Source organism: Kocuria rhizosphaericola (genome assembly GCF_044462205.1).
Taxonomy (GTDB): Bacteria; Actinomycetota; Actinomycetes; order Actinomycetales; family Micrococcaceae; genus Kocuria; species Kocuria rhizosphaericola.
The window spans coordinates 1-22193 of sequence record NZ_JBISWK010000081.1 but is presented as its reverse complement, the minus strand read 5'-3'; the positions used below and the strand labels follow the sequence as shown (position 1 = coordinate 22193).

Sequence of the window (22193 nt, the reverse complement as noted above, 5' to 3'; positions counted from 1 at the left end):
GCGTCCCGCGGGAGCGGCTCAGACGCCGGCCTGCTCCCGCCGCTCGTCGTCCTGGGCCGTGTCCGGGCGGTTCTCCCGGAAGAAGCGCCGGTGGCCGAGGAACAGCACCACGGCCAGGCCCACGCCCACGGCGATGAAGGTCATGGTGGTCTCGGTGGAGGCGAAGCTCCGCCCGATGGCGTAGAGCAGGGTGAACAGCCCGCCGAGCATGATCCCGTTGGTCAGCACCCGGTTGCGCTTCTCGAGCACGAGGCTGAGGCCGAGCAGCACCACGGAGGCGCCCAGGGCCACGACCGCCACGTTGCGGCTGTAGGCCTGCTGGTCCTCCTGCCACTGCCGCCACTGCCGCTCGTTCTCCGCCATCTCCTCGCGCTGCTCCTCGGTGGGCGTGCTCGACTCGGGCACGAACTCCATCCCCGAGGTCGGCTCCGGCATCTCCGGGCCCGGGTAGAACGTCTGGATCCCCAGCCCCACGAACAGGGCCAGCAGGGCGCCCAGGAAGAAGGTGTAGACGATCTTCATCACGTTGTTGTCCACGGCGGACACCCCGATCTGTCCCGGTCCCCGGGGCGGTCGCCGGACGGCGGCGGGACCCGTGGGGATGCCCCGATTATCGCCCCGTCGCACCCGCGGATCCAGTGCTCCCGGGAGCCGGCGGAGCGGGCCGCGTCATCATGGCGTCCCGGGCCCGGTGGGGCTTACGCGCCCCGTCGGCACTGTCTACGCTGGAAGGGTCGAGGCGGACCGCACCGGTTCCCCGGCCCACCGGGCCGACACCCCGGTCGCCGTCGCGGAACGGGTGCCACGGGAAGGAGTTCAGTCATGGCCGGATTGATGCGCAGGGAGGGGCTGGAGATGCTCGAGCCCCTCCGACGCCTCCTGGAGGGGGACGTCGAGGCGTCCTGGCCCCGCGTGGAGGAGTACCGGGACGGTGACACGGTGGTGATCCGGGCGGAGCTGCCCGGCATCGACCCCGATCAGGACGTGGAGCTCACCGTGGCCGACGACGTGCTCCACCTGCGGGCCGAGCGCAGGGAGCGGACCGAGCACAAGGACAAGGGCAGCTACCGCTCCGAGTTCCGCTACGGCTCGTTCTCGCGCACCCTGCCGCTGCCCGCCGGGTGCCGGGACGAGGACATCAGCGCCGCCTACCGTGACGGCGTGCTGGAGGTCCGCGTGCCCGTCGCCGAGCACGTCGAGCCGCCGGCGACCAAGAAGATCCAGGTGACCCGCGGCTGAGGGGACCGCGCGGCGCCGCGCAGGCCCCGAGGACCGAGGGTCCGTTGTGACCGAACTCACCGGGTCCTATGGTGGAGACAGGCGGGCTGGCCGGCCCGCCGCGAACGAGGGGGAACAGCATGGGCGAGCCGTCGTCCGGTGACCGGATCGTCGTGGGAGTCGACGGGTCCGGCTCGTCCAAGGCCGCGCTCCGGGAGGGGGCGCGGCTCGCCGAGTCCCTGGGTGCGCCGCTCGAGGCCGTCATGTGCTGGGACGACCCGCTGCTCTACGAGAGCTACCGCGTGGTCGACCCCGAGGAGTTCCGCCGCAGCAGCGAGCAGCTGTTCGAGAGCACGCTCGCCGAGGTGTTCGGGGAGCAGCGCCCCGCGAACCTGACCACCCGGTTGCTGCGCGGTCAGGCCGCCGCCCGGCTCATCGAGGAGAGCGAGGGGGCCCGGATGCTGGTGGTGGGCCGCCGGGGCACGGGCGGGGTGCTCGGCATGATCCTCGGCTCCGTCTCCTCGGCCCTCGTCTCCCACGCCAAGTGCCCCGTCCTCGTGGTGCGGCACTGAGCGGTCCGGCAGGAACCTGCCGGACGGAGCGCGCCCCGGGCACGGACCGCGGGCGCCGGAACGAAGGAGTTCGACCATGGTCGCACCATCGCAGCAACGGATCCTCGTGGGGATCGACGGATCGGACTCCTCGAAGGAGGCCCTCCGGACGGGGGACAGGATCGCCCGGGTCCTGGGCGTCCCGCTGACCGCCGTCATGTTCTGGCAGGGACCGCCCGTCTACGAGGGCTGGGAGACCGTCGACCCGAACAGGCCACCGGCCGGGACCGAGGACGTGCTCCGCGCGACGGTCGCCGACGCCTTCGGCGGGGAGGTCCCGGAGCACGTGAGCGCCGACCTGATGCACGGACGGGCCGCGGCCCGTCTGGTCGAGGAGAGCGAGAACGCCCTGATGCTGGTCCTCGGCCGCCGCGGCCACGGCGGCATGCGGGGCTCGGCCCTGGGCTCCGTCTCCAACGCGTGCGTCGCCCACGCCCACTGCCCGGTGCTGGTCGTCCGGCACTGACCGGCCGGTGCTGGCCGCCCGGCGCGGGCCACCCGGCATCGACGGGCCGGCTCCGGCCGGCCGGCCAGGACAAGGAGGTTCGGTCATGAGCGCACCGACGGACCAGCGGATCCTCGTGGGGATCGACGGCTCGGAGTCCTCGATGGAGGCCCTTCGGCTCGCCGCGGGACTCGCGGAGGTCCTCGACGCCCCGCTCGAGGCGATCGCGTGCGCGGGGGACCCCACCGTGCTGGACTCCGAGCTGTTCGTCGACGAGGAGGCGCTGCTCGCCAACCACGAGCGGATCCTCGCGCGCACGGTCGCGGCCGTCTTCGGGGAGGAGGTCCCCGCACGCCTGAGCACCACGGTGGTGCACGGCCGGCCCGCGGGCCGGCTCGTCGCGGAGAGCGAGACCGCCCAGCTGCTCGTGCTCGGCCGGCGCGGCCGCGGCGGACTGCTCGGCTCGGCACTGGGCTCGGTGTCCCACGCGTGCGTCGCCTACGCCCACTGCCCGGTGCTCGTGGTCCGGCACTGAGCGGCCCGCACCGGGGCCGGCCCGTCACGGCTCGCCGCGCGGCCCGCGCAGGGCGCGCAGGGCGTTGAGGATGGCCAGGAGGTCCACGACCTCCTGGCTGAGGGCGCCGAAGATCGCAGGGATCGCCCCGGTGGCGGCCACGAGCATGAGCGCCACGGACAGGGCGATGCCCAGCCAGATGCTCTGCAGGGCCACCTGCATGGTGCGCCGGCCGATCCGCACCGCGGTCGCGGTCCTGGCGAGGTCCTCCGTGAGGATCACGACGTCGGCGGACTCGCTGGCGGCCGTCGCGCCCCGGGCGCCCATCGCGATGCCGACGTCGGCGGCGGCGAGCACGGGGGCGTCGTTGACGCCGTCGCCGACCATGAGCACCGGCCGGTCCGGAGCGTCGCGGACGGTGCGGACCTTGTCCTCGGGCAGGCACTCGGGCAGCGCGCGGGTGATGCCCAGCGCCGCGGCGACGTGCTCGACGGTCGCGCGGGCGTCGCCGCTGAGCACGAGGATCTCCCGCACCCCGAGCCCGGTCAGCTGCGCCATCGTGGCGGCCGCGTCCTCGCGCACCCGGTCGCTCATCACCAGGGTGCCGGCGAAGCGGCCGTCCACGGCCACGTAGACGGCCAGCTCGCCCGGTCCGAGCGCCTGCTCGACCACGTCCGGGGCGGAGCGGGCCGCGTGGGCGCGCTTGCCGACCACCACGAGGCGCCCGTCCACAGTGGCGGTGACCCCTTGGGTGGCCTCCTCGTGGGCCGCCTCGGCCGGGGCCGGCAGCAGCCCCCGGGCGAGCGCGGCGTCCCGCACCGAGGCGGAGAGCACGTGGGAGGAGTACTGCTCGGCGGACGCCGTCAGGCGCAGCAGCTCGTCCTCCGGGAACGGGGGGCGGGCGTGGACGGCCAGCAGCTCGGGGCGGCCGTAGGTGATCGTCCCGGTCTTGTCGAAGGCGGCGGTGCGCACCGCCGCGAGCCGTTCGAGCGTTCCGGCGTTCTTGATGATGACGCCGTTGCGCGCCGCCCGGCTCATCCCGCCCAGGAACGCCACGGGCGCGGCGATCAGCAGCGGACAGGGGGTGGCCACCACGAGGACCTCGGCGAAGACCACCGGGTCCCCGTGGTACCACCACGCCAGCCCGGCCACGAGGAAGGCGAACGCCGTGAAGGGCACGGCGTAGCGGTCGGCCAGGCGCACCACCGGCGCACGGGACTCGGCGGCCTCGCGCACCATCGCCACGATCGTGGCGTACTGGCTGTCCGCCACGGTCGCGGTGGCCCGCAGCACCACGGCCTGCTGCTCGTTGAGCACGCCGGAGAGCACCGGATCCCCGGCGCGGCGGGTCACGGGCAGGCTCTCCCCGGTGATGGAGGACTCGTCGAACTCGGCCTCCGCGTCGACCAGCCGGCCGTCCACGGGCACGACCTCGGCGGGGCGGACCAGCAGCTCGTCCCCGGGCCGGACCTCCTCGACCGGGACGTCCTGGACGGACCCGTCCGGGTGCCGCCGGTGGGCGAGCACCGGGGCCCGTTCGAGCAGCGTGTTGAGCTCCTTGCGGGCCCGGTTAGCGGCGTAGTCCTCGAGAGCCTGCCCGCCGGTGAGCATGAGGACCACCACGAGGGACGCCAGGTACTCGCCGACCGCCACGGTGGAGCTGATCGCGGTGATGGCCAGCAGGTCCACCCCCCAGTGCCCGGCGAGGAGGTCCCCGACCATGCCCCACGCCACCCGGGCGGCCACGGCCAGCGCCCAGCCCGAGCCCAGCCACTGCGCCGGACCCGGTTGCCCGGCGACCAGCAGCCCCACGACCACGGCGCCCACGGCCAGGGTCACGGCCACGAGCGGATAGCGCCGCGGGAACTCGAGCAGCCGGGCCGCGCGGCCCGGGTCGACGTCGAGGTCGGGGCGTGCGCCCACGGAGAGGCTCATGCGTCCGCGGGGCCCCCGGGCCGGGCCGCGAGGCGCCGCTCGGTCTCGGCGATCCGCCGCGCGGTGCGCAGGAAGCTGTCCGGGTTCAGGGAGATCGAGTCGATCCCCTCCCGCACCAGGAACTCGGCGAAGTCGGGGTGGTTGCTGGGACCCTGGCCGCAGATGCCGATGGGGATGCCGGCGGCGTGGGCCTTGCGGATCGCCTCGCTGATCATCCGGGTCACGGCCTCGTCCCGCTCGTCGAACAGCGCGCGCAGGGCCTCCGCGTCCCGGTCCACGCCCAGCACGAGCTGCGTGAGGTCGTTGGAGCCGATGGAGAAGCCGTCGAACCGCGTGGCGAACTGTTCGGCCAGGATCACGTTGGAGGGGATCTCGCACATCATGTACACCTTCAGGCCCTGCCGCCCGCGCTCGAGCCCGTGCTCGGCCATCGTGGCCAGGACCCGGTCCGCCTCCGCCACGGTGCGGCAGAAGGGGACCATGACCACCACGTTGTCGAAGCCGATGCGCTCGCGGACCCGCCGCAGCGCCCGGCACTCGAGGGCGAAGCCCTCGCGGTACCGGGGGTCGTAGTAGCGCGAGGCGCCCCGGAACCCGAGCATCGGGTTCTCCTCGGGCTCCTCGAAGGCCGCACCGCCCACGAGGTGCGCGTACTCGTTGGTCTTGAAGTCGCTGAGCCGCACGATCACGGGCCGGGGGTGGTACGGGGCGGCGAGCTTGGCGATGCCCAGCGCCAGCGTCTGCACGAAGTACTCCTGCCCGTCCGCGAAGCCCGCCGTCAGCTGCGCGATCCGCCGCCGGTCCGCCTCGTCGTGCACGCGCTCGGGGTGCACGAGGGCCATGGGGTGGACCTCGACGATGTTGTTGACGACGAACTCCATCCGGGCCAGCCCCACCCCCGCGGCCGGCAGCCGCCACCAGCGGAAGGCCGCTGCGGGGCTCGCCACGTTGACCATGACGGCGGTGCGCGCGTCCGGCAGCTCCCCGAGGTCGACCTCCTCCACGTCGAACGCGAGGGTGCCCTCGTAGACCGTGCCCCGGTCGCCCTCCGCGCAGGAAACCGTCAGCTCCTGGCCCTCCGGGATCGTCCGTGAGGCGTCGCCGGTCCCGACGACGGCGGGCAGGCCCAGCTCCCGGCTGACGATCGCCGCGTGGCTGGTGGTGCCGCCGTGGTCGGTGACGATCGCGGCGGCACGCTTCATCACCGGCACCCAGTCCGGGTCCGTCATCTCGGTGACGAGCACCGACCCGTCCCGGAAGGACTCGATGTCCGCCGCGGTGCGCACCACGCACGCCGGACCGGTCGCCACGGCGTCCCCGACCGCGGCGCCCACCGCGAGCACGCGTCCCTCCTCCTGGAGGTGGTGGACCGTGAAACGGGTCCCGCTGCGTCCGGCCTGGACGGTCTCCGGCCGGGCCTGCAGCAGGAACAGCTCGCCGGTCAGCCCGTCCTTCGCCCACTCCAGGTCCATGGGGCGGCCGTAGTGGTCCTCGACGAGCACGGCCCAGCGGCCGAGCTGCAGGACGTCGGCGTCGTCGAGCACCCACGCCTCCCGCTCGGCGGGGGAGGTCTCCACGAGCCGGGTGGCGGCGGCGCCGGCAGGGGCGTCGTCGTCGTGGACGAGCTTGTGCAGCTTGGCCCCCCGGGTGCGCTCCACGACCGGGAGCTCCGCCACGTCGAGGAGGGGCTTGAAGACGAGGTACTTGTCCGGGTCCACGGTGCCCTGCACGACCGTCTCGCCGAGGCCCCACGCCGCGCTGATCACGGCCACGCGGGGGAAGCCGCTCTCGGTGTCGATCGAGAACATCACCCCCGAGCCGCCGAGGTCCGAGCGCACCATCTCCTGCACCCCGATGGACAGGGCGACCGCGAGGTGGTCGAACCGCTTGAGCTCCCGGTAGGTGATCGCCCGGTCCGTGAACAGGGACGCGTAGCACCTCCGGCAGGCCTCCAGCAGCTCGTCCTCGCCGACCACGTTGAGGAAGGTCTCCTGCTGGCCGGCGAAGCTCGCGTCCGGGAGGTCCTCCGCGGTCGCGCTGCTGCGCACGGCCACGGACAGCTCGGCGCGGCCGGTGCGCTCGGACAGCTCCCGGTAGAACCGGCGGATCTGCCGCGCCGTCTCCTCGGGGAACTCGCCGCGCAGGAACAGCTCGCGCACGGCGGCGCCGGTCTGCCGCAGCGTCGCGCGGCCCGCGCGGTGGTCCTCGAGCCGGTCCCGCAGGGCGGGCCCGATCCCGTTGGCCGTCACGTAGGACCGGTAGGCGTCCGCGCTGGTCGCGAAGCCGCCCGGCACGCGCACGCCCCGGGACGCCAGCTCCCGGACCATCTCCCCGAGAGAGGCGTTCTTGCCGCCCACGCGGGGGACGTCCGCGATCCCGAGATCTTCGAACCAGTGGACCTCGGGGGCGGCCACGTCAGCTCCTCCTGGCCAGCAGGGCCGCGCAGGCCTCGTCGCACCGCTCGCAGGCCTCGGCCGCCAGGGCGCAGTGCTCGTAGACCTCGTCGTGCTTGCGGCACGCGTCCCGGCACACCCGGGCCGCCGCCCGGCACGCCTCGAGCAGCGGCACCAGCACGGCCCGGCCGTCCCCGGGCTCCGGGAAGCCGAGACGGGCCAGCACCTGGGCGGTGGCCGAGCAGATCGCCGCGCAGTCCTGCTCGGTGCGCAGGCACTCGCGCAGGTCCGCGACGGCGTCCTCCTCCACGCAGGCGTCGGCCGCGATCCGGCAGATCTGGGCGGTGTCGAGGCACGCCTCGATGCACTCGGCCTCGGCCGCGCGCTCGTCGTGCGTGAGCTCGGGTGCGGCGGGGTGCGCCATCAGGGCGCGGCTGATCGTGCTCACGGTCTGTCCTCCATCTGGTGGGACCGGTACGGGGCGGTTCAGCCCGCGAGGCGCGGCCTCGGGGCGGTCCGGGACCGCGCTGCCCGGCGTGCGGGCTCGGGGGTCCCGGCGTGGCGGTGGGCGCCCACCCACTCGGCGAGCTGGGTGACGGTGCCGTGCCCGGGGAACTCGGCGGGCAGCACGAAGTCGACGGCGGGCGTGCCGCGCACGGCGTCCTCGTGCTCCGCGGCCCAGCGCAGCAGGTCCACCGCGGCCGGCTCGACGTGGTGGGCGGCGGTGAGGTCCACGACCACGGCGATGTCCGGCGTCAGGGTTCGGGCGCGGCGGACCAGGGGGCACAGGGCCCGGTGGTTGAGCTCGGTGACGCACCCGCTGACCACGAGCCGGATGTGCCGGCCGTCGAGATCGACCTGGACGAGAACGGACGGTTTGTGGTGCATGGTGTCTCCCCTGCAGCTCGTGGTGCGTGGCCGGCTGCTCGGCCTTCCCGCACTCCACGCTAGGGGAAAGGAGACCTGGCTCACCAAGAGTTGCGGCCTCTCGGGGGCACATTTCCTCTACCGACGAGTAGAAGGGAGCTCGGCGGCACTCAGCCCAGGGGCGAGGGCAGCCGCGTGGTGTCGGGGGCGAGGGGGTCGGTGCTCACCGTCCCCCGCACGCGGGCGAGGAACGCCATGAGGTGGTAGACGACGAGCGTGGCCGCGGTGCCCAGGGCGATGCCCGCGAACTGCAGTCCGGAGGCCTCCCACGTGTAGTCGGCCACCCCGATGATCATGGCCACCGCGGCGGTGGTGAGGTTGACCGGGTTCGAGAAGTCCACGCGGTTCTGCACCCAGATCCGCACGCCGAGCATGCCGATCATCCCGTACAGCACCGTGGCGGCCCCGCCCAGGACCCCCGCGGGGACCGTGGCCACCGCGGCGCCGAAGACCGGGAAGACGCTCAGCAGGATCGCCACGACGGCGGCGACCCAGTAGGCCGCCGTCGAGTAGACGCGCGTGGCCGCCATGACACCGATGTTCTCGGCGTAGGTCGTGGTGCCGGAGCCGCCGCCCGAGCCGGCGATCACGGTGGCGAGCCCGTCGGACATGATCGCGCGCCCGATGTAGGGGTCGAGGTCGTCACCGGTCATGAGGGCCACGGACTTCACGTGCCCGATGTTCTCGGCCACCAGCACGAGCACGACGGGGACGAACAGGCCGATCAGGGGCAGGTGGAACTCGGGGGTCTGGAACGGGGGCAGCCCGAAGAGCCCCTGCTCCTGCCACACGGTGCCGAGCGCGGAGAAGTCCACCTCGCCCCGGACCACCGCCGTCAGGTAGCCGATCAGCACGCCGAGCAGGATCGACAGCCGGCCGGGCAGGCCGCGGAAGACCACCGAGATCAGGACGATGGACGCCAGGGTCATGAACCCGGTGACGGGGGCGGCCATGAAGTTGTCCTTCGCCGACGGCGCCAGGTTGAACCCGATGAGCGCCACGATGGTGCCCGTGACCAGGGGCGGCATGAGCTTCTGGAGCCAGGCCGTGCCGGCGTACTGCACCGCCAGGCCGATGAGGAACAGCGCCGCGCCCGCCATGAGGACGCCGCCCAGCGCGCCGCCGGGACCGTACTGGGTCATCGAGGCGGTGATGGGGGCGATGAACGCGAAGGACGAGCCGAGGTAGGACGGCACCCGGCCCGCGGTGATCACCAGGAAGAGGATCGTGCCTACGCCGGAGAAGAACAGCGTGGTGGACGGCGGGAAGCCCGTGATCAGCGGCACCAGGAACGTGGCGCCGAACATGGCCACCACGTGCTGCGCGCCGATCGTGATCGTGCGGGGCCAGGTGAGCCGCTCCCGCGGCGTGACGACCTCACCGGCGGTGACGGTGCGGCCGTCGCCGTGGAGGCGCCAGCCCAGGCCGAGGCGGGTGGTGACGGTGCGTCCGGGCACGGGGGAACTCATGCGGGTCTCCTCGACGGCGGGGTGGGAGCCCGGATCCGGGCCTCCACCACTGTACTCGGTGCCCCTGCCGGGCGGAGAGGGGGCCCTGGGCCCGCCGGCGGGCCAGGGCGCCGGGCCCGCCCCCGGGAGGTGTCGGACGCCCTCCATATGATCAGCACGGTGACGGAAACTATGATGGTGGTCGATCACCCCCCAACGTCCGGACAGGAGTCGACACATGCGTCAGCCACAGCCACGAGGGCCGCTCGGTGAGGACCTCCTCGCGGTGCTCCGGGAGGAGCCCGGCACCCCCGGGGCCGAGGCCCGGGCCGCGGCCCTGCCGGCGGCCGCCCGTGCCGCCGTGTCCCGCGCGGACGGGGTCCTCGAGGACGAGGACGTCCAGCTCGGCCTGTTCGTCCTGCACGCCCTGCACTACCAGGGCGTCGACGGGGTCGACGACCGCTGGGAGAGCGACCCCGAGCTGCTGCGCGCCCGGGAGGTCCTCTCCGGCGCGCTCGAGGCGCAGCTGCGCGCGGAGCTGCCCGCCGACACCGTGCCCGGCACGCCGCAGTCGGTCGCCGACGCCCTGTTCGCCATGGCCGCCGAGGACGACGGCCCGAGCCTCGCGCGCCACCTCTCCGGCCGGGCGGACGGGGAGCAGGCACGGGAGTTCCTGCAGCTGAAGTCCGTCTACCAGCTCATGGAGGGCGACCCGCACACCTGGGGCATCCCTCGGCTGAGCGGCCGGGCGAAGGCCGGACTGATCGAGATCCAGGTCGACGAGTACGGGGGCGGCAACGCCTCCCGCATGCACTCGGCCCTGTTCGCGGCCGGGATGCGCGAGGCCGGCCTCGACGACTCCTACGGCAGCGCCGTGGACCGGGTGCCCGCCGAGTGGCTCGCCGGCGTCAATACGATCACGATGTTCGGTCTGCACCGCCGGCTGCGCGGCGCGGTGGTGGGTCACCTCGCGATGTACGAGATGACGTCCTCCGTGCCCTCGAAGTTCCTGGCGCGCGGCTTCCACCGCCTGGGGCTGCCGGCCGCGGCCGCGTTCTACGACGAGCACGTCGAGGCCGACGCCGCCCACGAGCAGATCGCGGCGCGGGACATGGCCGGCGGCCTCGTGGTCGAGGAGCCCGCCGTCGCGGCGGACGTCTTCTTCGGCGCGCGCTGCGTCCTGCACCTGGACGCGCTCGCCGCCCACCAGGCGCTCGGGCGGTGGGAGGCGGGGGAGTCCGCGCTGCGCCCGGCCACGGCGGAGCCCGCCCGGCGCGGCGCCGCGGAGCTCGTCCGGTGAGCGCGGCGCAGCGCAGCGAGGACTCCGGGCCGCTCCCCGGCCCTTCGTCGCTCCCCGACCCCGGACCGGTCCCCGACCCTTCGTCGCTCCCCGACCCCGGGCCGGCAGCGGCCGGCGGGTCCACCGAGCCGGTGACGATCACCGTGTGCCCCGACGGCCCGCTGCTGGTGCGCGGCGGCTACGAGCTGCTGGACGGCGACGACCGGCCCATCGACCCCGGGCGCGCCACCGTGGCGCTGTGCCGCTGCGGGGCCTCGTCCATCAAGCCGTTCTGCGACGGCTCGCACAAGCGGGCCCGCTTCCGGGCCCGCTGAGCCTCAGCGGCGCGGGCCCGGCTCGCGCAGCAGCCACTGCGCGAGCTGGTCCAGGGCCATGCCCAGCAGGCCGATGACGAGGATCACCACGAGCATCTCGTCGTAGGCCAGCCGATCACGGGCGTTGAGGATCTCGTAGCCCAGGCCGCTGCTGACCCCGAGCATCTCGGCCGGGACGATGACCACCCACGAGATCCCCAGGGCCAGCCGCACGCCGGTCATGACGAACGGCCGGATGCTGGGGAGCACCACGGTGCGCAGCCGCTCGACCGGGGTGGCCCCGAGCGTCTCGGCGACCCGCAGGTGCAGCGGATCCAGCGCCTTCACGCCCGCGGCCGTGTTCATGGTGATCGGCCAGACGGCGGCGGCGGCCACGAGGAAGATGACGGGAGCGTTGCCCACGCCCAGCAGGGCCACGGCCACCGGCGCCCAGGACAGCGGGGAGACCATGCGCAGGAACTGCACCACCGGGGCGCTGGTCCACCGGAAGCGCCGGTAGGAGCCGATGAGCAGGCCCAGCGGCACGCCCAGGCCCGTGGCGACGGCCAGCCCGCACAGCAGCCGCCACAGGCTCGTCAGGCCGTCCTGGACCACCACGCCCCGCTCGAACAGCGAGGCCACGGCGCCGGGCATGCGCTCGGGCTGGAACGCGGCGATCATCGTGCTGGCGCCCGCCGCGGCGTGGGTGAACGCCCACCACACGGCGACCGTGACCAGCACCCCGAAGATCCCCCAGGCCGGGCCGGTCCAGCGGGACCCGGTGCGCCGGGTCGTCCGCGCCGGAGCGGAGCGGTCCGGCCCGGTACGGGACGGGTCGGTGCGGGACGGGCCGGTGCGGGCGACGTCGTCGAGGTCGGTGGGGGTCCCCGAGGCGTCCTGCGGGGTCCGGTGCGGGGCGCTCATGGGTCGATCTCCTCGGTGCGGGTCGTGCCGGTCAGGCCGAAGACGCCCAGCCCGCCGATCTTCTCGATGCTGCGGGTCACGAGCGTGTCGTCGACGAGCTCGCGATGGGCGGCGGCCGGGTCCAGGCCGTCGAGGAACCCGGCCGGCGCGTCGACGACCGTCTCCTGCATGGCGCGCACCAGCTCCTCGGTGAAGCTCGCGTACGGGTACGGGCGGAAGTCCAGGCGCTCGCCGTTCCACGCGGGGTGGTGCAGGGCGTCCTGGTGCTCGGCGGCGTGGTAGGTCAGGGCCTTCTGGATCACGGGCCTGGGCTGGGGGAGGTAGTCGGCGGAGAGCAGCGCCGCGGTCTCGGGGCGGTTCTGCCGGGCCCAGGCCTGCGCCCGGACGAGGGCGTCCATGAACCCCTGGGCCTGGGCCGGGCGGTTGCGGATGAGCTCGCCGCGCATCATCGTCACGCAGCACGCGTGGTCGTGCCAGACGTCGCCGAGGAACCGGTGGATGTTCCCCACGTCCTTCGCCTCGGCGGCCGCGTTGAACGGGTCGGCGACCACGTAGCCGCCGATCACCCCGTTGTTCAGCGCCGGGAGCATGTCGGAGGGGGCCATGGGCAGCAGGGCGACGGTGCGGCGCTGCCGGGACGGGGCCTCCCGCATCACCGGGGTGAGACCGGCCTCGCGCAGCATCTTCTGCACGATCACGTTGTGGACGGACCACCACGCGGGGATCGCCACGGACTCCCCGGACAGGTCCTCGAGCCGTTCCACGTCCGGGCGGACCGTGAGGGCGGAACCGTTGATGTGGTTCCAGGCCGTGATGCGGACGTCGGCCCGCAGCCCGTAGCGCATGTACAGCGCCATGGGCATGAGCATGTGGATCGCGTCCACCTTGCCCGCCACGAACGCCTCGGACAGGGACGCCCAGCTGCGGAAGAGCACCGGGTCCGCGACCGGGACGGCGGCGTCGTCGTAGTACCCGTTGGCGTGGGCGACCAGCAGGGGGGAGGCGTCCGTGATGGGGAGGTACCCGATCCGCACGGGGCGTGCCGGGCCGGCCGCGCCGCGGGCGTCCTGCTGGCTGTCCGCGTAGAGGGCACCGGCGCCCCAGCCGAGCCCGGTGAGGGCCGCGGCACCGGCCCCGGCGCGCAGCAGGACCCGCCGGCTCGGCCCGACGGCGCTCATATGACCCAGTTCCCGGAGCCGTCGTCGCTCCCGCGGTAGTGGGCGAGGATCTGCTCGGCCGTCGTGCCGTCCTGCGCCGGGACCCACTGCTGCCGGAACCCGCGCGGACCGGCGAAGAAGCCGATCCGGTCGCCGAGGGTGATGGCCTCGTCGACGTCGTGGGTCACGAGGAAGACCGTCAGGTCGAGCTCGGTCGCGAGCGCGCGCAGCCACAGCTGCAGGTCCTTGCGGGTCGCCGGGTCCAGGGCGCTGAACGGCTCGTCGAGCAGGAGCACGTCGGGGCGCACCGCGAGCGCGCGGCCCACCGACACGCGCTGGGCCTGCCCGCCGGAGAGCTCCTGGACGGGGGTGTGCGCGAGCGGGGTCAGCCCGAGGATCCCCAGCAGGTCGTCCACGCGGGAGTCCTCGAAGCGGTCGCGGTTGCGCCGGTACCGGCCGCCGAGGGCGATGTTCTGGCGCACCGAGAGCCAGGGGAACAGCCCGGGGTCCTGGAAGACGACGGCGAAGCGCTCGTCGGTGTCCCCGAACTCGATGCTGCCCCCGTCCAGGGGCTCGAGCCCGGCGATCGCCCGCAGCAGGGTCGACTTCCCGGATCCGCTGGGGCCCAGCACCGCGAGGGTCTCGCCGTTGCGCAGGGTCAGGTCCACCCCGTCGAGGGCGGGGGCGGAGGCCCCCGGATAGCTCTTGCGCAGGCCGCGGACGGTGAGCGCCGGCCGCGAGGCGGGCGCGGCGCGGCTCAGGCCAGGTTCTGCAGTACCCACCGCAGGTGACCTTCCGTCGGGGACTGCACGGGCAGGAACGCGGCCTCGCGGGCCCGGCGCGCCGTGGGGGAGGTCATGGCGTAGCCGCGCCCGCCCACGACCTTCCCCTCGATCCGGGTGGCCCGGCCCGTGAGCAGCGCGGCGTCCAGCCGGAGGGAGAACAGCTCCCGGGGGCCGGCCTCGCGGGGCGTGTCCGCCAGGCGCAGCAGGTCGGTGCGCAGGCGCCGGTACTCGGCGGTCGCCTCCTCCAGCTCCTCCCGGAACACCTCGGCGACGCCCTGCAGGGCCTCGTGCGCGGCGGTCAGCGCGGCGGCCGAGAGGCCGAGGCAGAAGGCGGTCTGCAGCAGCAGGAACGGGCCCCTGACGGCGGCGAGGAAGGACGGGACGTCCTCGCTGAGCAGGTCCTCGGCCAGGTCGACGGGCACGTCCTCGAGCACGAGCACGCCCGAGGCCGTCGCGTTGAGCGCCATCAGGTTCTCGAGCAGCCGCACTGTCACGCCGGGCGCCGAGACCCGGGTCCGGAGCACCGCGCGCGAGCCGTCCTCCCGCACGGCGGGCAGCACCACGACGCCCTCGGGGTACAGGTTGGAGGCCCACGGCACGGTGCCGTTGAGGACCGGTCCCGAGGGGCCGGCGGTGAGGGTCACGGGGATCTCCCCGATGCCGGCCGCGTCCTTGAACGCCGGCGCCATCGCCGAGCACCCGGGCACGGCACCGGACCGCACGTCGGCGGAGAGCTCCGTGCCGGTGGCGGCGAGGTACTCGACGGTCGCCCGGTGCGCCCACAGGGAGAACGCCGTGGCGGTGCACTCGGTGGCGAGGTCGAACACGACGGCGGCCTGCGTGGCCAGCGACCCGGTCAGGCCGAGGTCCAGCAGCCCGCGGTCGCCCAGCTCGCGCAGGGTCTCCAGCGGGGAGGCGGCGGCCGTGTCGACGTCGCGGGCACGGGCCGCGGCGGTGCGGCGGACGAAGTCGTGGTCCGGGTAGTCGACGAGCGGCGCGAGCAGCGGCCGGCTCTCGGGGACCGGCCCGCCGGCCGTGGACGGGGATCGCGTGGACTGTGTCATGGGTCTTCCGTTCTGCCTGGGAGTGCGGGGCGGGCTCGTCCGCGCGGCGGACGGACCCGGGGCGGGAAGCACGACGGCGGCCCCCGGCTCGTGGGGGCCGCCGTGTCGTCGAGTGCTGCGTCCCGCTCAGACGTTGAGCTTGAACATCCGGTCGAACGGGGTGCCCACCGCCTGGCGTGCGCGCTCCACGGACGCCTCGTCGGGAGCGTTGTAGAAGCACAGGCACTTGGCGGTGTCCTCGCGCACGTAGGTGCGCAGGAAGGAGACCTCGGGGACCTCTGCGTACTTCGGGGAGTTGGCCTTCTTGCGCGCCAGGTACTGCTCCATGGTGATCTCCGCGGGGATGTCCCACTCCACCAGGAACTGCGCGTCGCCCTTGAGCTTCTTGATGTCCTCGAGCTCGGCGCCCACGAGGCGGACGGCGTCAGGGCCGGTCACCTCCGCGGCGGCGTCCCCTGCGGCGGTGCGCACCGTCTGGGCGAGGCCCTCGTCGCTGTCGGCCTCGACGATCACGAACACCCGTCCGTGATCGGCGGTGACCTGGGACTCGATGAACTCGGCGCCCGCCGCGGAGACGGCCTCGGAGACCGTGGCGATGAGCTGGGTCACGGCGTCCTTCGACGCGGAGGCGGGAACGATCTCGAGCAGGTGCAGAGACATGGGATTCCTTCCGGAAGGGGGCCGCGGCCGAGCCGCGCGGGCACTGGTTCCAGGCTAGGCTCCTTGCTCCGGGACGTCGCGGGAGACGTCACACTTCGAAACATCGCGCTCTTTCGCTGGTTCTGCTCGATCCGGGGGCCCTTGGTGTGGAAAATGCGTCCCTCCCCGTCCTGCACGGAACGGCACGGGGGCTCGCGGTCCCGGGGGCCGCTACCCTGGGGGCGTGCGCGCGGAAGAGCTGAACCGGTCCGTCCAGGACTGCCTGAAGACCGTCTGGCTGGCCCAGGAGTGGTCCTCGGACGCCGTGACCACCACCGGGCTGGCCCAGCGGCTGGGCCTGTCCCCGTCCACCGTGTCGGAGGCCGTCAAGAAGCTCACCGCCCAGGGCCTGCTGAGCCGCCCCGCCCACGGCGGGATCGTCCTCACCGACCGGGGCCGGGACGTCGCCGTGCAGATGGTCCGGCGGCACCGGATCCTCGAGGCGTTCCTCACCGGCCGCCTCGGCTACGGGTGGGACGAGGTCCACGAGGAGGCCGAGGTGCTCGAGCACGCCGTGAGCGAGAAGTTCGTCGCGCGGCTGGAGGCACTGCTGGGCCACCCGGAGCGGGACCCGCACGGTGACCCGATCCCGCGGCGGGACGGCACCGTGCCGTCCGCGCCGGCCGTGCTCCTGGCCGACGTCCCGCCGGGCAGCTCCGTGCTGGTGGCCCGGGTCTCCGACGCGGATCCGGACGTGCTGCGCCGGCTCGGGACCGCCGGGATCCGGCCCGGCACGGAGCTCGTGCTCGGCGAGCACCGGGCCCGTGCGGTGTCCGTGCTGGTGGGCGGGGACGTCGTCGAGGTCGACGTCCTCGCCGCGGAGGCGGTCTGGGTCCGGCCGCAGGACCGGCCCGGACCGCCTCCGGTCAGGAGATGACGCCGTCCACCAGGGCCTTGGCCTCCTGCTGGACCTGCTCCAGGTGCTCCTCGCCGAGGAACGACTCCGCGTAGATCTTGTAGACGTCCTCCGTGCCGGACGGCCGCGCCGCGAACCACGCGTTCTTCGTGGTCACCTTCAGCCCGCCGATCGCCGCGCCGTTGCCGGGGGCGTTGGTCAGCTTCGCCGTGATCTGCTCGCCGGCCAGGGTGTCCGCCTCCACCTGGGCCGGGGAGAGCTTCTTCAGGGCGGCCTTCTGCTCCCGGCTCGCCGGGGCGTCGATGCGCTGGTAGACGGGGGCGCCGAACTCCTGGGTGAGCTCCGCGTAGCGCTGGGACGGGGTCTTCCCGGTGCGGGCCGTGATCTCCGCGGCCAGCAGCGCCAGGATGATCCCGTCCTTGTCGGTGGACCACACGGAGCCGTCCCGGCGCAGGAAGGACGCGCCCGCGGACTCCTCGCCGCCGAAGCCGATCGAGCCGTCCATCAGCCCGGGCACGAACCACTTGAAGCCCACCGGCACCTCCACGAGCTCGCGGCCCAGGGAGGCCGCCACCCGGTCGATGATCGAGGAGGACACCAGGGTCTTGCCGACCCCGGCGTCCGGCGACCAGCCGGTCCGCTCGCGGAAGAGGTAGTCGATCGCCACCGCCAGGTAGTGGTTGGGGTTCATCAGGCCCGCGTCCGGGGTCACGATGCCGTGGCGGTCCGTGTCGGCGTCGTTGCCGGTGGCGATGTCGTACTTGTCCCGGTTCCCGATGAGCGAGGCCATGGCGGACGGGGAGGAGCAGTCCATCCGGATCTTCTCGTCCCAGTCGAGGGTCATGAACGCCCACTGGGGGTCCACCTCCGGGTTCACCACGGTCATGTTCAGACCGAAGCGCTGGGCGATCTCGCCCCAGTAGGCCACGGAGGCCGAGCCCATGGGGTCGGCGCCGATGTGCAGCCCGGAGTCGCGGACCACGTCGAGGTCGACGACCTCCGGCAGCGTCCGCACGTACTCCTCGAGGAAGTCGTAGCCGCCGGTGGTCCCGGCCGCCCGCGCCTGGGCCAGCGGCACCCTGCGCACTCCCGCCATGCCGTTCTCGAGGAACTGGTTGGCGCGCTGGGCGATCCACTCGGTGGCGTCGCTGTCCGCGGGGCCGCCGTTGGGCGGGTTGTACTTGAAGCCGCCGTCGGAGGGCGGGTTGTGCGAGGGCGTGATGACGATGCCGTCGGCCATCCCCTCGGCCCGGCCCGTGTTGTGGGTCAGGATCGCGTGGGACAGCGCCGGGGTGGGCACGTAGCCGTCCCGGGAGTCCAGCAGCACCGTCACGTCGTTGGCGGCCAGCACCTCGAGGGCGGTGTCCTGCGCGGGCCCGGACAGCGCGTGGGTGTCCTTGCCCATGAACAGCGGGCCCGTGATCTGCTGGCCGGCGCGGTACTCCACGATGGCCTGCGTGATCGCCGCGATGTGCTGCTCGTTGAACGACGCCTTGAGGGACGAGCCCCGGTGCCCGGACGTGCCGAAGGCCACGCGCTGGTCCGGGTCCGACGGGTCGGGCGCGACGTCGGTGTAGGCGTCGAGGAGCTTGCCGAGGTCGACGAGGTCACTGGGTTGGGCGACGGTGCCCGCACGGTTGGTCATGGCGCCCAACCTACCGCCGGGCGGACGGCGCGCGGGGACTGGCACGCGATCGGGTCGCCAGGTTTCGTGCTCCGTGCCGGGCGGGAGCGGGCCGCACCGGGGGCTGGAGGAATCGCGGCCGGTGGGACAGGATGAGGGCACCAGAGCGGGCAGGACCGAACGAGGGGACCGACACCATGAGCAACGCACCCGACGAGTCGACCGAGGGCTCGGGCAAGGGCCCGGAGGGCACCGTCCCGGACAACGAGCAGGGCATCGGGCTGACCACCGACGAGAACGCGACCGGTTTCGAGCCGGAGGAGGACCCCGAAGCGGCCACCGAGCCGGGGGACGACCCCGAGGCGGAGGAGGCCCTGGGCCACTCCTAGGCCGCGGGGCGGGGCCCGGGCAGACCCAGGTCCTCGAGCTGGGCGACGACGGCGAGCAGCTGCGCCTCCGCGCTCGGACGGCCGATGAGCTGGACGCCCATGGGCACGAGCGGTGCGTCGTCGTCGCCCGCCGGGCGGGTCCACAGCGTCGGGACGGTCACCGCGGGCAGGCCCACGACGTTCACGATCGAGGTCCACGGCGTGTACCGGCACTGGCGCAGGTAGTCCTGGTCCGCGCCGGCGGGGTCCGCGAGGTCGTAGCCCTCCCAGTACCAGCCCAGCGGGCGCGGAGTCATGGCGAGCGCGGGTGTCAGGACCACGTCCCAGGCGCCGTACGCGCGCACCACGTCCTGCTCGACGCGGCGCAGCACGTTCACGGCCCGGGCCAGCTCGACCGCCGACCGGCGCAGGGCGCGGGCCCGGAAGGCGCCCGCGAGCCCGGTCAGCCTCTCCGCCTGGTCGTCGTCGAGGGGCGCGGTGCCCATCGAGGTGGTCCACACGTCGAAGAACGCCCCGGGGTACTCGGGGTCGTAGGACAGCCCGGCCTCCTCGACCTCGTGCCCGGCGGCCCGCAGCCCGGCGACGCCCGCGTCGAGGGCGGCGCGCGCCTCCGGGGAGACCTCGATGTCCTGGACGGTGTCGAACGGGGAGGCGGTGCTCACCCCGATCCGCAGCGGCCGGTCCCCCCACGGCGGATCGCCCCGCCGGGCCGCGCGCACGCCGTCGAGGAACGACCCCTGCGGGGCGGCGCGCACCGCCCGGCGCACCACGTTGCCGTGCGCCGGGCCGGGCGCGGGGGAGCAGAGGATGTCGAGCAGCAGCGCCGCGTCCTCGGCCGTGCGGGCCAGGGGGCCGTTCACCACCAGCTGGGCGGCGTCGGACTGCGCGTCCGCGGTGGGCACCCGGCCGCGGTTGGGCTTGAGCCCGACCAGCCCGCACGCCGCCGCCGGGATGCGCACCGACCCTCCGCCGTCGGAACCCGGCGCCACCGGGAGCAGGCCCGCCGCCACGGCCGCGGCCTGACCGCCCGAGGAGCCGCCGGCCCCCGTCGACGGGTCGTGCGGGTTCCGGGCGGGCGGGGCCACGAGGTTCTCGGAGTAGCAGTTGAGGCCGAACTCGGGCACCTGGGTCTTGCCCAGGCACACGGCACCGGACGCGCTCAGCACGGCCGCGAGGTCGTCGTCGGTCCGCGCCACGGGCGCGCCCCCGGGCTGCCCCGCCACCGCGGCGGAACCGTAGGTGGTGGGCATCCCCGCGACGTCGTGCAGGTCCTTCACCGCCAGCGGCACGCCGTGCAGAGGCCCGCGCGCGGCCCCGGCGGGCAGCGCGTCGAGCGCGCGGGCCCGGGCGAGGGCGAGGTCAGGGGCCACGTGGACGAACGCCCCCAGCGCCGGATTGCGCTCCTCGATCCGGGCCAGGAAGTGCTCGGCGGTCTCGACCGCGCCCACGTCTCCGCGCGCCAGCGCGTCCCGCAGCTGCACGGCGCTGAGGTCTCCGATCGGGGTCACCGAGGCTCCTGTCCGGGGTCGTGCGGTTCCCGTCCGGGGTCCGCGGGGTGCTGGGCCCAGGCTAGTAGGCTTGACGGGTGTCGGGGCGTGCCCACGCCCCTCCGGTTCCTCGACCCCGCAGGAGATCCCCGTGCCGACAGACCGTGTGCCCCTTCCCTCGGTGACCCGCGCGGTGACGGCGGCCGTCCTGCTCCTGGCCCTCAGCGGCTGTTCCCTCGCCGACCGGGACCCCGCTGCCGGTGCCGGGCAGGACGGTCCGGCGTCCGCCGCCACGAGCGCCCCCACGGCCTCCGCCGCCACGAGCGCCCCCACGGCCTCCGACGACGCGTCGGTCGCCACCGTCCAGCAGACGTGCGCCCGCGTGCTCGAGACCGTGCACTCCGCCCCGCAGCAGCTGAGGGACGATCCCGCGGGACTGTTCGCCGAGGTCGACGAGCTCGCCGCCACCGCCCCGGACGAGCTGTCCGGGCAGCTGACCTCGGTCCGTGAGGCGGTCTCCGGTTTCCGTCAGGGCGAACGTTCCTTCATCAGCGTGGTCCAGGAGGTCAGGGGCCTGCAGGAGCGCTGCTCCGGCTGACGCCCACCGTGCCCGGGGCCGTCCGTCACCGGGCACGCCCGAGGGGCTCCTCCGCACGGCGGGAGACGCGTCTTCCGTGCGGAGGAGCCCCTCGTGACGGCGGGCCGGCGGTGCTACTGCGCCGCGCTGCGGACGGCCTGCGCGAGCACCCGCAGGCCGTCGCGCAGCAGCTCCTCACCGATGACGAGCGGAGGCAGCAGGCGCACGATGTTGCCGAAGGTCCCGCAGGTCAGGACGATGACGCCCTGCGCGAGGCAGTCCGCGGCGATCGCCTTCGCGGCGTCGGCGTCGGGCTCCGTGCCGCCGGGCCGGACGAACTCGAGCGCCATCATGGCCCCGCGGCCGCGGATCTCGCCCACGATGCCGGTCTCCTCGGCCACCGGGGCCAGCTCCTCGCGGATGATCTCCTCGACCCTGCGGGCGCGGGCGACGAGGTCCCACTCCTCGATGGTCTGCAGCGCGCCCAGGGCGGCGGCGCAGGCCACGGGGTTGCCGCCGTACGTGCCGCCGAGGCCGCCGGCGTGCACGGAGTCCATGATCTCCGCGCGGCCGACCACGCCGGACAGCGGCATGCCGCCGGCCACGCCCTTGGCCACGGTGATCAGGTCGGGGACGACGCCCTCGTGGTCCACGGCGAACCACTCGCCGGTGCGCGCGATGCCGGACTGCACCTCGTCGACGACGAACACGGCGCCGTTGCCGGTGCACCACTCGGACAGCGCGGGCAGGAAGCCGTCGGCCGGGACGATGAACCCGCCCTCGCCCTGGACGGGCTCGATCACGACGGCGGCGACGTTCTCCGCGCCGACCTGCTTCTCCACCTGGAGCAGCGCGCGGCGGGCGGCCTCGGCGCCGGTCATGCCCTCCGGGTCCCGGAACGGGTAGGACACGGGCACACGGTAGACCTCCCCGGCGAACGGGCCGAAGCCCTGCTTGTAGGGCATCACCTTGGCGGTCATCGCGAGGGTCATGTTCGTGCGGCCGTGGTAGGCGTGGTCGAACACGACGACGGCTTGGCGGCCGGTGTGCACGCGGGAGATCTTCACGGCGTTCTCCACGGCCTCGGAGCCGGAGTTGAACAGTGCCGCCTTCTTCGGGAAGTCGCCGGGGGAGAGCTCGGCGAGCTTCTCCGAGACGGCCACGTAGCCCTCGTACGGGGTGACCATGAAGCAGGTGTGCGTGAAGTGCTCCACCGCCTCCTGCACCTTGGCGACCACGGCGGGGGCGGAGCCGCCCACGGTGGTCACGGCGATGCCGGAGCCGAGGTCGACAAGCTGGTTGCCGTCCACGTCGAGCACGATCCCGCCGTCGACGTCGGAGGCGTAGGCCGGCACGGACGAGGCGACTCCGGAGGCGACGGCCGCGGCACGCCGCTCGGTCAGCTCGCGGGACTTCGGGCCCGGGAGGGCTCCGTCGACGCGACGGACCTGCTCGAGCCGGTACTGGATCTCGGTCACGGCGAGATCTCCTTTCTGTGGGGGCGGGGTGGTGAGGACGTCGAGCGGGCGTGCGCCGGCACGGGACGG

At 74.1% G+C, this 22193-nt stretch carries 23 protein-coding genes; 9 read left to right on the top strand and 14 right to left on the bottom strand.

Annotated features, from left to right (window positions below; translation table 11 throughout):
- Window positions 1-18 precede the first annotated feature (18 nt).
- Window positions 19-537 (bottom strand): hypothetical protein, encoded by a 519-nt coding sequence (locus ACH9D2_RS08400; protein WP_396362386.1) that lies wholly within the window; start codon window positions 535-537, stop codon window positions 19-21.
- A 285-nt stretch (window positions 538-822) separates the two neighbouring features.
- On the opposite strand from ACH9D2_RS08400, the gene ACH9D2_RS08395 reads away from it, so the two are divergent.
- The 4 genes from ACH9D2_RS08395 (at window position 823) to ACH9D2_RS08380 (ending at window position 2809) form a co-directional block, all read left to right on the top strand.
- The gene (locus ACH9D2_RS08395) at window positions 823-1239 is read left to right on the top strand and encodes an Hsp20/alpha crystallin family protein (protein ID WP_396362385.1); all 417 of its coding nucleotides are present in this window, start codon (window positions 823-825) and stop codon (window positions 1237-1239) included.
- A gap of 119 nt (window positions 1240-1358) precedes the next feature.
- Entirely contained in the window at window positions 1359-1790 is a 432-nt protein-coding gene (locus ACH9D2_RS08390; protein ID WP_396362384.1) for a universal stress protein, read from the top strand.
- Window positions 1791-1866: 76 nt separating this feature from the next.
- On the top strand, window positions 1867-2295 hold the full coding sequence (locus tag ACH9D2_RS08385) for a universal stress protein (protein ID WP_396362383.1): 429 nt from the start codon (window positions 1867-1869) through the stop codon (window positions 2293-2295).
- 85 nt (window positions 2296-2380) lie between these two features.
- Complete coding sequence (locus ACH9D2_RS08380; RefSeq protein ID WP_396362382.1) at window positions 2381-2809, top strand: universal stress protein; 429 nt, start codon at window positions 2381-2383, stop codon at window positions 2807-2809.
- 24 nt (window positions 2810-2833) lie between these two features.
- Here the strand turns inward: ACH9D2_RS08380 and ACH9D2_RS08375 are convergent, their stop codons facing one another.
- From ACH9D2_RS08375 to ACH9D2_RS08355, 5 genes are all read right to left on the bottom strand, one after another.
- On the bottom strand, window positions 2834-4723 hold the full coding sequence (locus ACH9D2_RS08375) for a heavy metal translocating P-type ATPase (RefSeq protein WP_396362381.1): 1890 nt from the start codon (window positions 4721-4723) through the stop codon (window positions 2834-2836).
- On the bottom strand, window positions 4720-7137 hold the full coding sequence (ppsA, locus tag ACH9D2_RS08370; RefSeq protein WP_396362380.1) for a phosphoenolpyruvate synthase: 2418 nt from the start codon (window positions 7135-7137) through the stop codon (window positions 4720-4722). The genes ACH9D2_RS08375 and ppsA overlap by 4 nt, the downstream gene beginning before the upstream one ends.
- Before the next feature lies 1 nt (window position 7138).
- Window positions 7139-7564, bottom strand: coding sequence for a four-helix bundle copper-binding protein (locus ACH9D2_RS08365; RefSeq protein WP_396362379.1), 426 nt, complete (start codon window positions 7562-7564; stop codon window positions 7139-7141).
- A gap of 38 nt (window positions 7565-7602) precedes the next feature.
- Window positions 7603-8004 (bottom strand): hypothetical protein, encoded by a 402-nt coding sequence (locus tag ACH9D2_RS08360; protein ID WP_396362378.1) that lies wholly within the window; start codon window positions 8002-8004, stop codon window positions 7603-7605.
- A gap of 149 nt (window positions 8005-8153) precedes the next feature.
- Window positions 8154-9512 (bottom strand): uracil-xanthine permease family protein, encoded by a 1359-nt coding sequence (locus ACH9D2_RS08355; RefSeq protein ID WP_396362377.1) that lies wholly within the window; start codon window positions 9510-9512, stop codon window positions 8154-8156.
- Between the two features lie 217 nt (window positions 9513-9729).
- On the opposite strand from ACH9D2_RS08355, the gene ACH9D2_RS08350 reads away from it, so the two are divergent.
- Both ACH9D2_RS08350 and ACH9D2_RS08345 read left to right on the top strand, forming a co-directional pair.
- Entirely contained in the window at window positions 9730-10791 is a 1062-nt protein-coding gene (locus ACH9D2_RS08350) for an iron-containing redox enzyme family protein (protein ID WP_396362376.1), read from the top strand.
- A gap of 131 nt (window positions 10792-10922) precedes the next feature.
- Window positions 10923-11105, top strand: a complete 183-nt coding sequence (locus ACH9D2_RS08345; RefSeq protein WP_058875364.1) for a CDGSH iron-sulfur domain-containing protein — start codon at window positions 10923-10925, stop codon at window positions 11103-11105.
- Window positions 11106-11108: 3 nt separating this feature from the next.
- Here the strand turns inward: ACH9D2_RS08345 and ACH9D2_RS08340 are convergent, their stop codons facing one another.
- The 5 genes from ACH9D2_RS08340 to ACH9D2_RS08320 all read right to left on the bottom strand — a co-directional run bounded on the left by ACH9D2_RS08340 (window position 11109) and on the right by ACH9D2_RS08320 (window position 15674).
- Complete coding sequence (locus tag ACH9D2_RS08340; protein WP_396362375.1) at window positions 11109-12008, bottom strand: ABC transporter permease; 900 nt, start codon at window positions 12006-12008, stop codon at window positions 11109-11111.
- Window positions 12005-13186 (bottom strand): ABC transporter substrate-binding protein, encoded by a 1182-nt coding sequence (locus tag ACH9D2_RS08335; protein ID WP_396362374.1) that lies wholly within the window; start codon window positions 13184-13186, stop codon window positions 12005-12007. The genes ACH9D2_RS08340 and ACH9D2_RS08335 overlap by 4 nt, the downstream gene beginning before the upstream one ends.
- Entirely contained in the window at window positions 13183-13947 is a 765-nt protein-coding gene (locus ACH9D2_RS08330; protein WP_396362373.1) for an ATP-binding cassette domain-containing protein, read from the bottom strand. The genes ACH9D2_RS08335 and ACH9D2_RS08330 overlap by 4 nt, the downstream gene beginning before the upstream one ends.
- Window positions 13923-15014, bottom strand: coding sequence for an acyl-CoA dehydrogenase (locus tag ACH9D2_RS08325; RefSeq protein WP_396362372.1), 1092 nt, complete (start codon window positions 15012-15014; stop codon window positions 13923-13925). Before ACH9D2_RS08325 ends, ACH9D2_RS08330 begins: the two co-directional genes overlap by 25 nt.
- Before the next feature lie 126 nt (window positions 15015-15140).
- On the bottom strand, window positions 15141-15674 hold the full coding sequence (locus ACH9D2_RS08320) for a DUF4242 domain-containing protein (RefSeq protein ID WP_396362371.1): 534 nt from the start codon (window positions 15672-15674) through the stop codon (window positions 15141-15143).
- Between the two features lie 223 nt (window positions 15675-15897).
- Here ACH9D2_RS08320 and ACH9D2_RS08315 point away from each other — a divergent pair, with 223 nt between their 5' ends.
- The gene (locus ACH9D2_RS08315; protein WP_396362370.1) at window positions 15898-16590 is read left to right on the top strand and encodes a metal-dependent transcriptional regulator; all 693 of its coding nucleotides are present in this window, start codon (window positions 15898-15900) and stop codon (window positions 16588-16590) included.
- Here ACH9D2_RS08315 and pgm read toward each other — a convergent pair.
- Window positions 16580-18214: a phosphoglucomutase (alpha-D-glucose-1,6-bisphosphate-dependent) gene (gene pgm, locus ACH9D2_RS08310; protein WP_396362369.1), complete on the bottom strand. Its 1635-nt coding sequence runs from the start codon at window positions 18212-18214 to the stop codon at window positions 16580-16582. The two genes, ACH9D2_RS08315 and pgm, sit on opposite strands and share 11 nt — an antisense overlap.
- A gap of 176 nt (window positions 18215-18390) precedes the next feature.
- Here pgm and ACH9D2_RS08305 point away from each other — a divergent pair, with 176 nt between their 5' ends.
- On the top strand, window positions 18391-18582 hold the full coding sequence (locus tag ACH9D2_RS08305; protein ID WP_396362368.1) for a hypothetical protein: 192 nt from the start codon (window positions 18391-18393) through the stop codon (window positions 18580-18582).
- On the opposite strand, the gene ACH9D2_RS08300 is transcribed toward ACH9D2_RS08305, so the two are convergent.
- Window positions 18579-20090 carry an amidase family protein gene (locus ACH9D2_RS08300; RefSeq protein ID WP_396362367.1) on the bottom strand — a complete coding sequence of 504 codons (1512 nt, stop codon included), beginning with the start codon at window positions 20088-20090 and terminating at the stop codon, window positions 18579-18581. The genes ACH9D2_RS08305 and ACH9D2_RS08300 overlap by 4 nt on opposite strands.
- A 130-nt stretch (window positions 20091-20220) precedes the next feature.
- Between ACH9D2_RS08300 and ACH9D2_RS08295 the strand changes: the two genes are divergently transcribed.
- A complete protein-coding gene (locus ACH9D2_RS08295; protein ID WP_396362366.1) occupies window positions 20221-20667 on the top strand; it encodes a hypothetical protein in 447 nt (148 codons plus the stop codon).
- A gap of 113 nt (window positions 20668-20780) precedes the next feature.
- Here ACH9D2_RS08295 and gabT read toward each other — a convergent pair whose 3' ends face one another.
- Entirely contained in the window at window positions 20781-22124 is a 1344-nt protein-coding gene (gene gabT / locus ACH9D2_RS08290) for a 4-aminobutyrate--2-oxoglutarate transaminase (RefSeq protein ID WP_396362365.1), read from the bottom strand.
- Window positions 22125-22193: the final 69 nt, after the last annotated feature.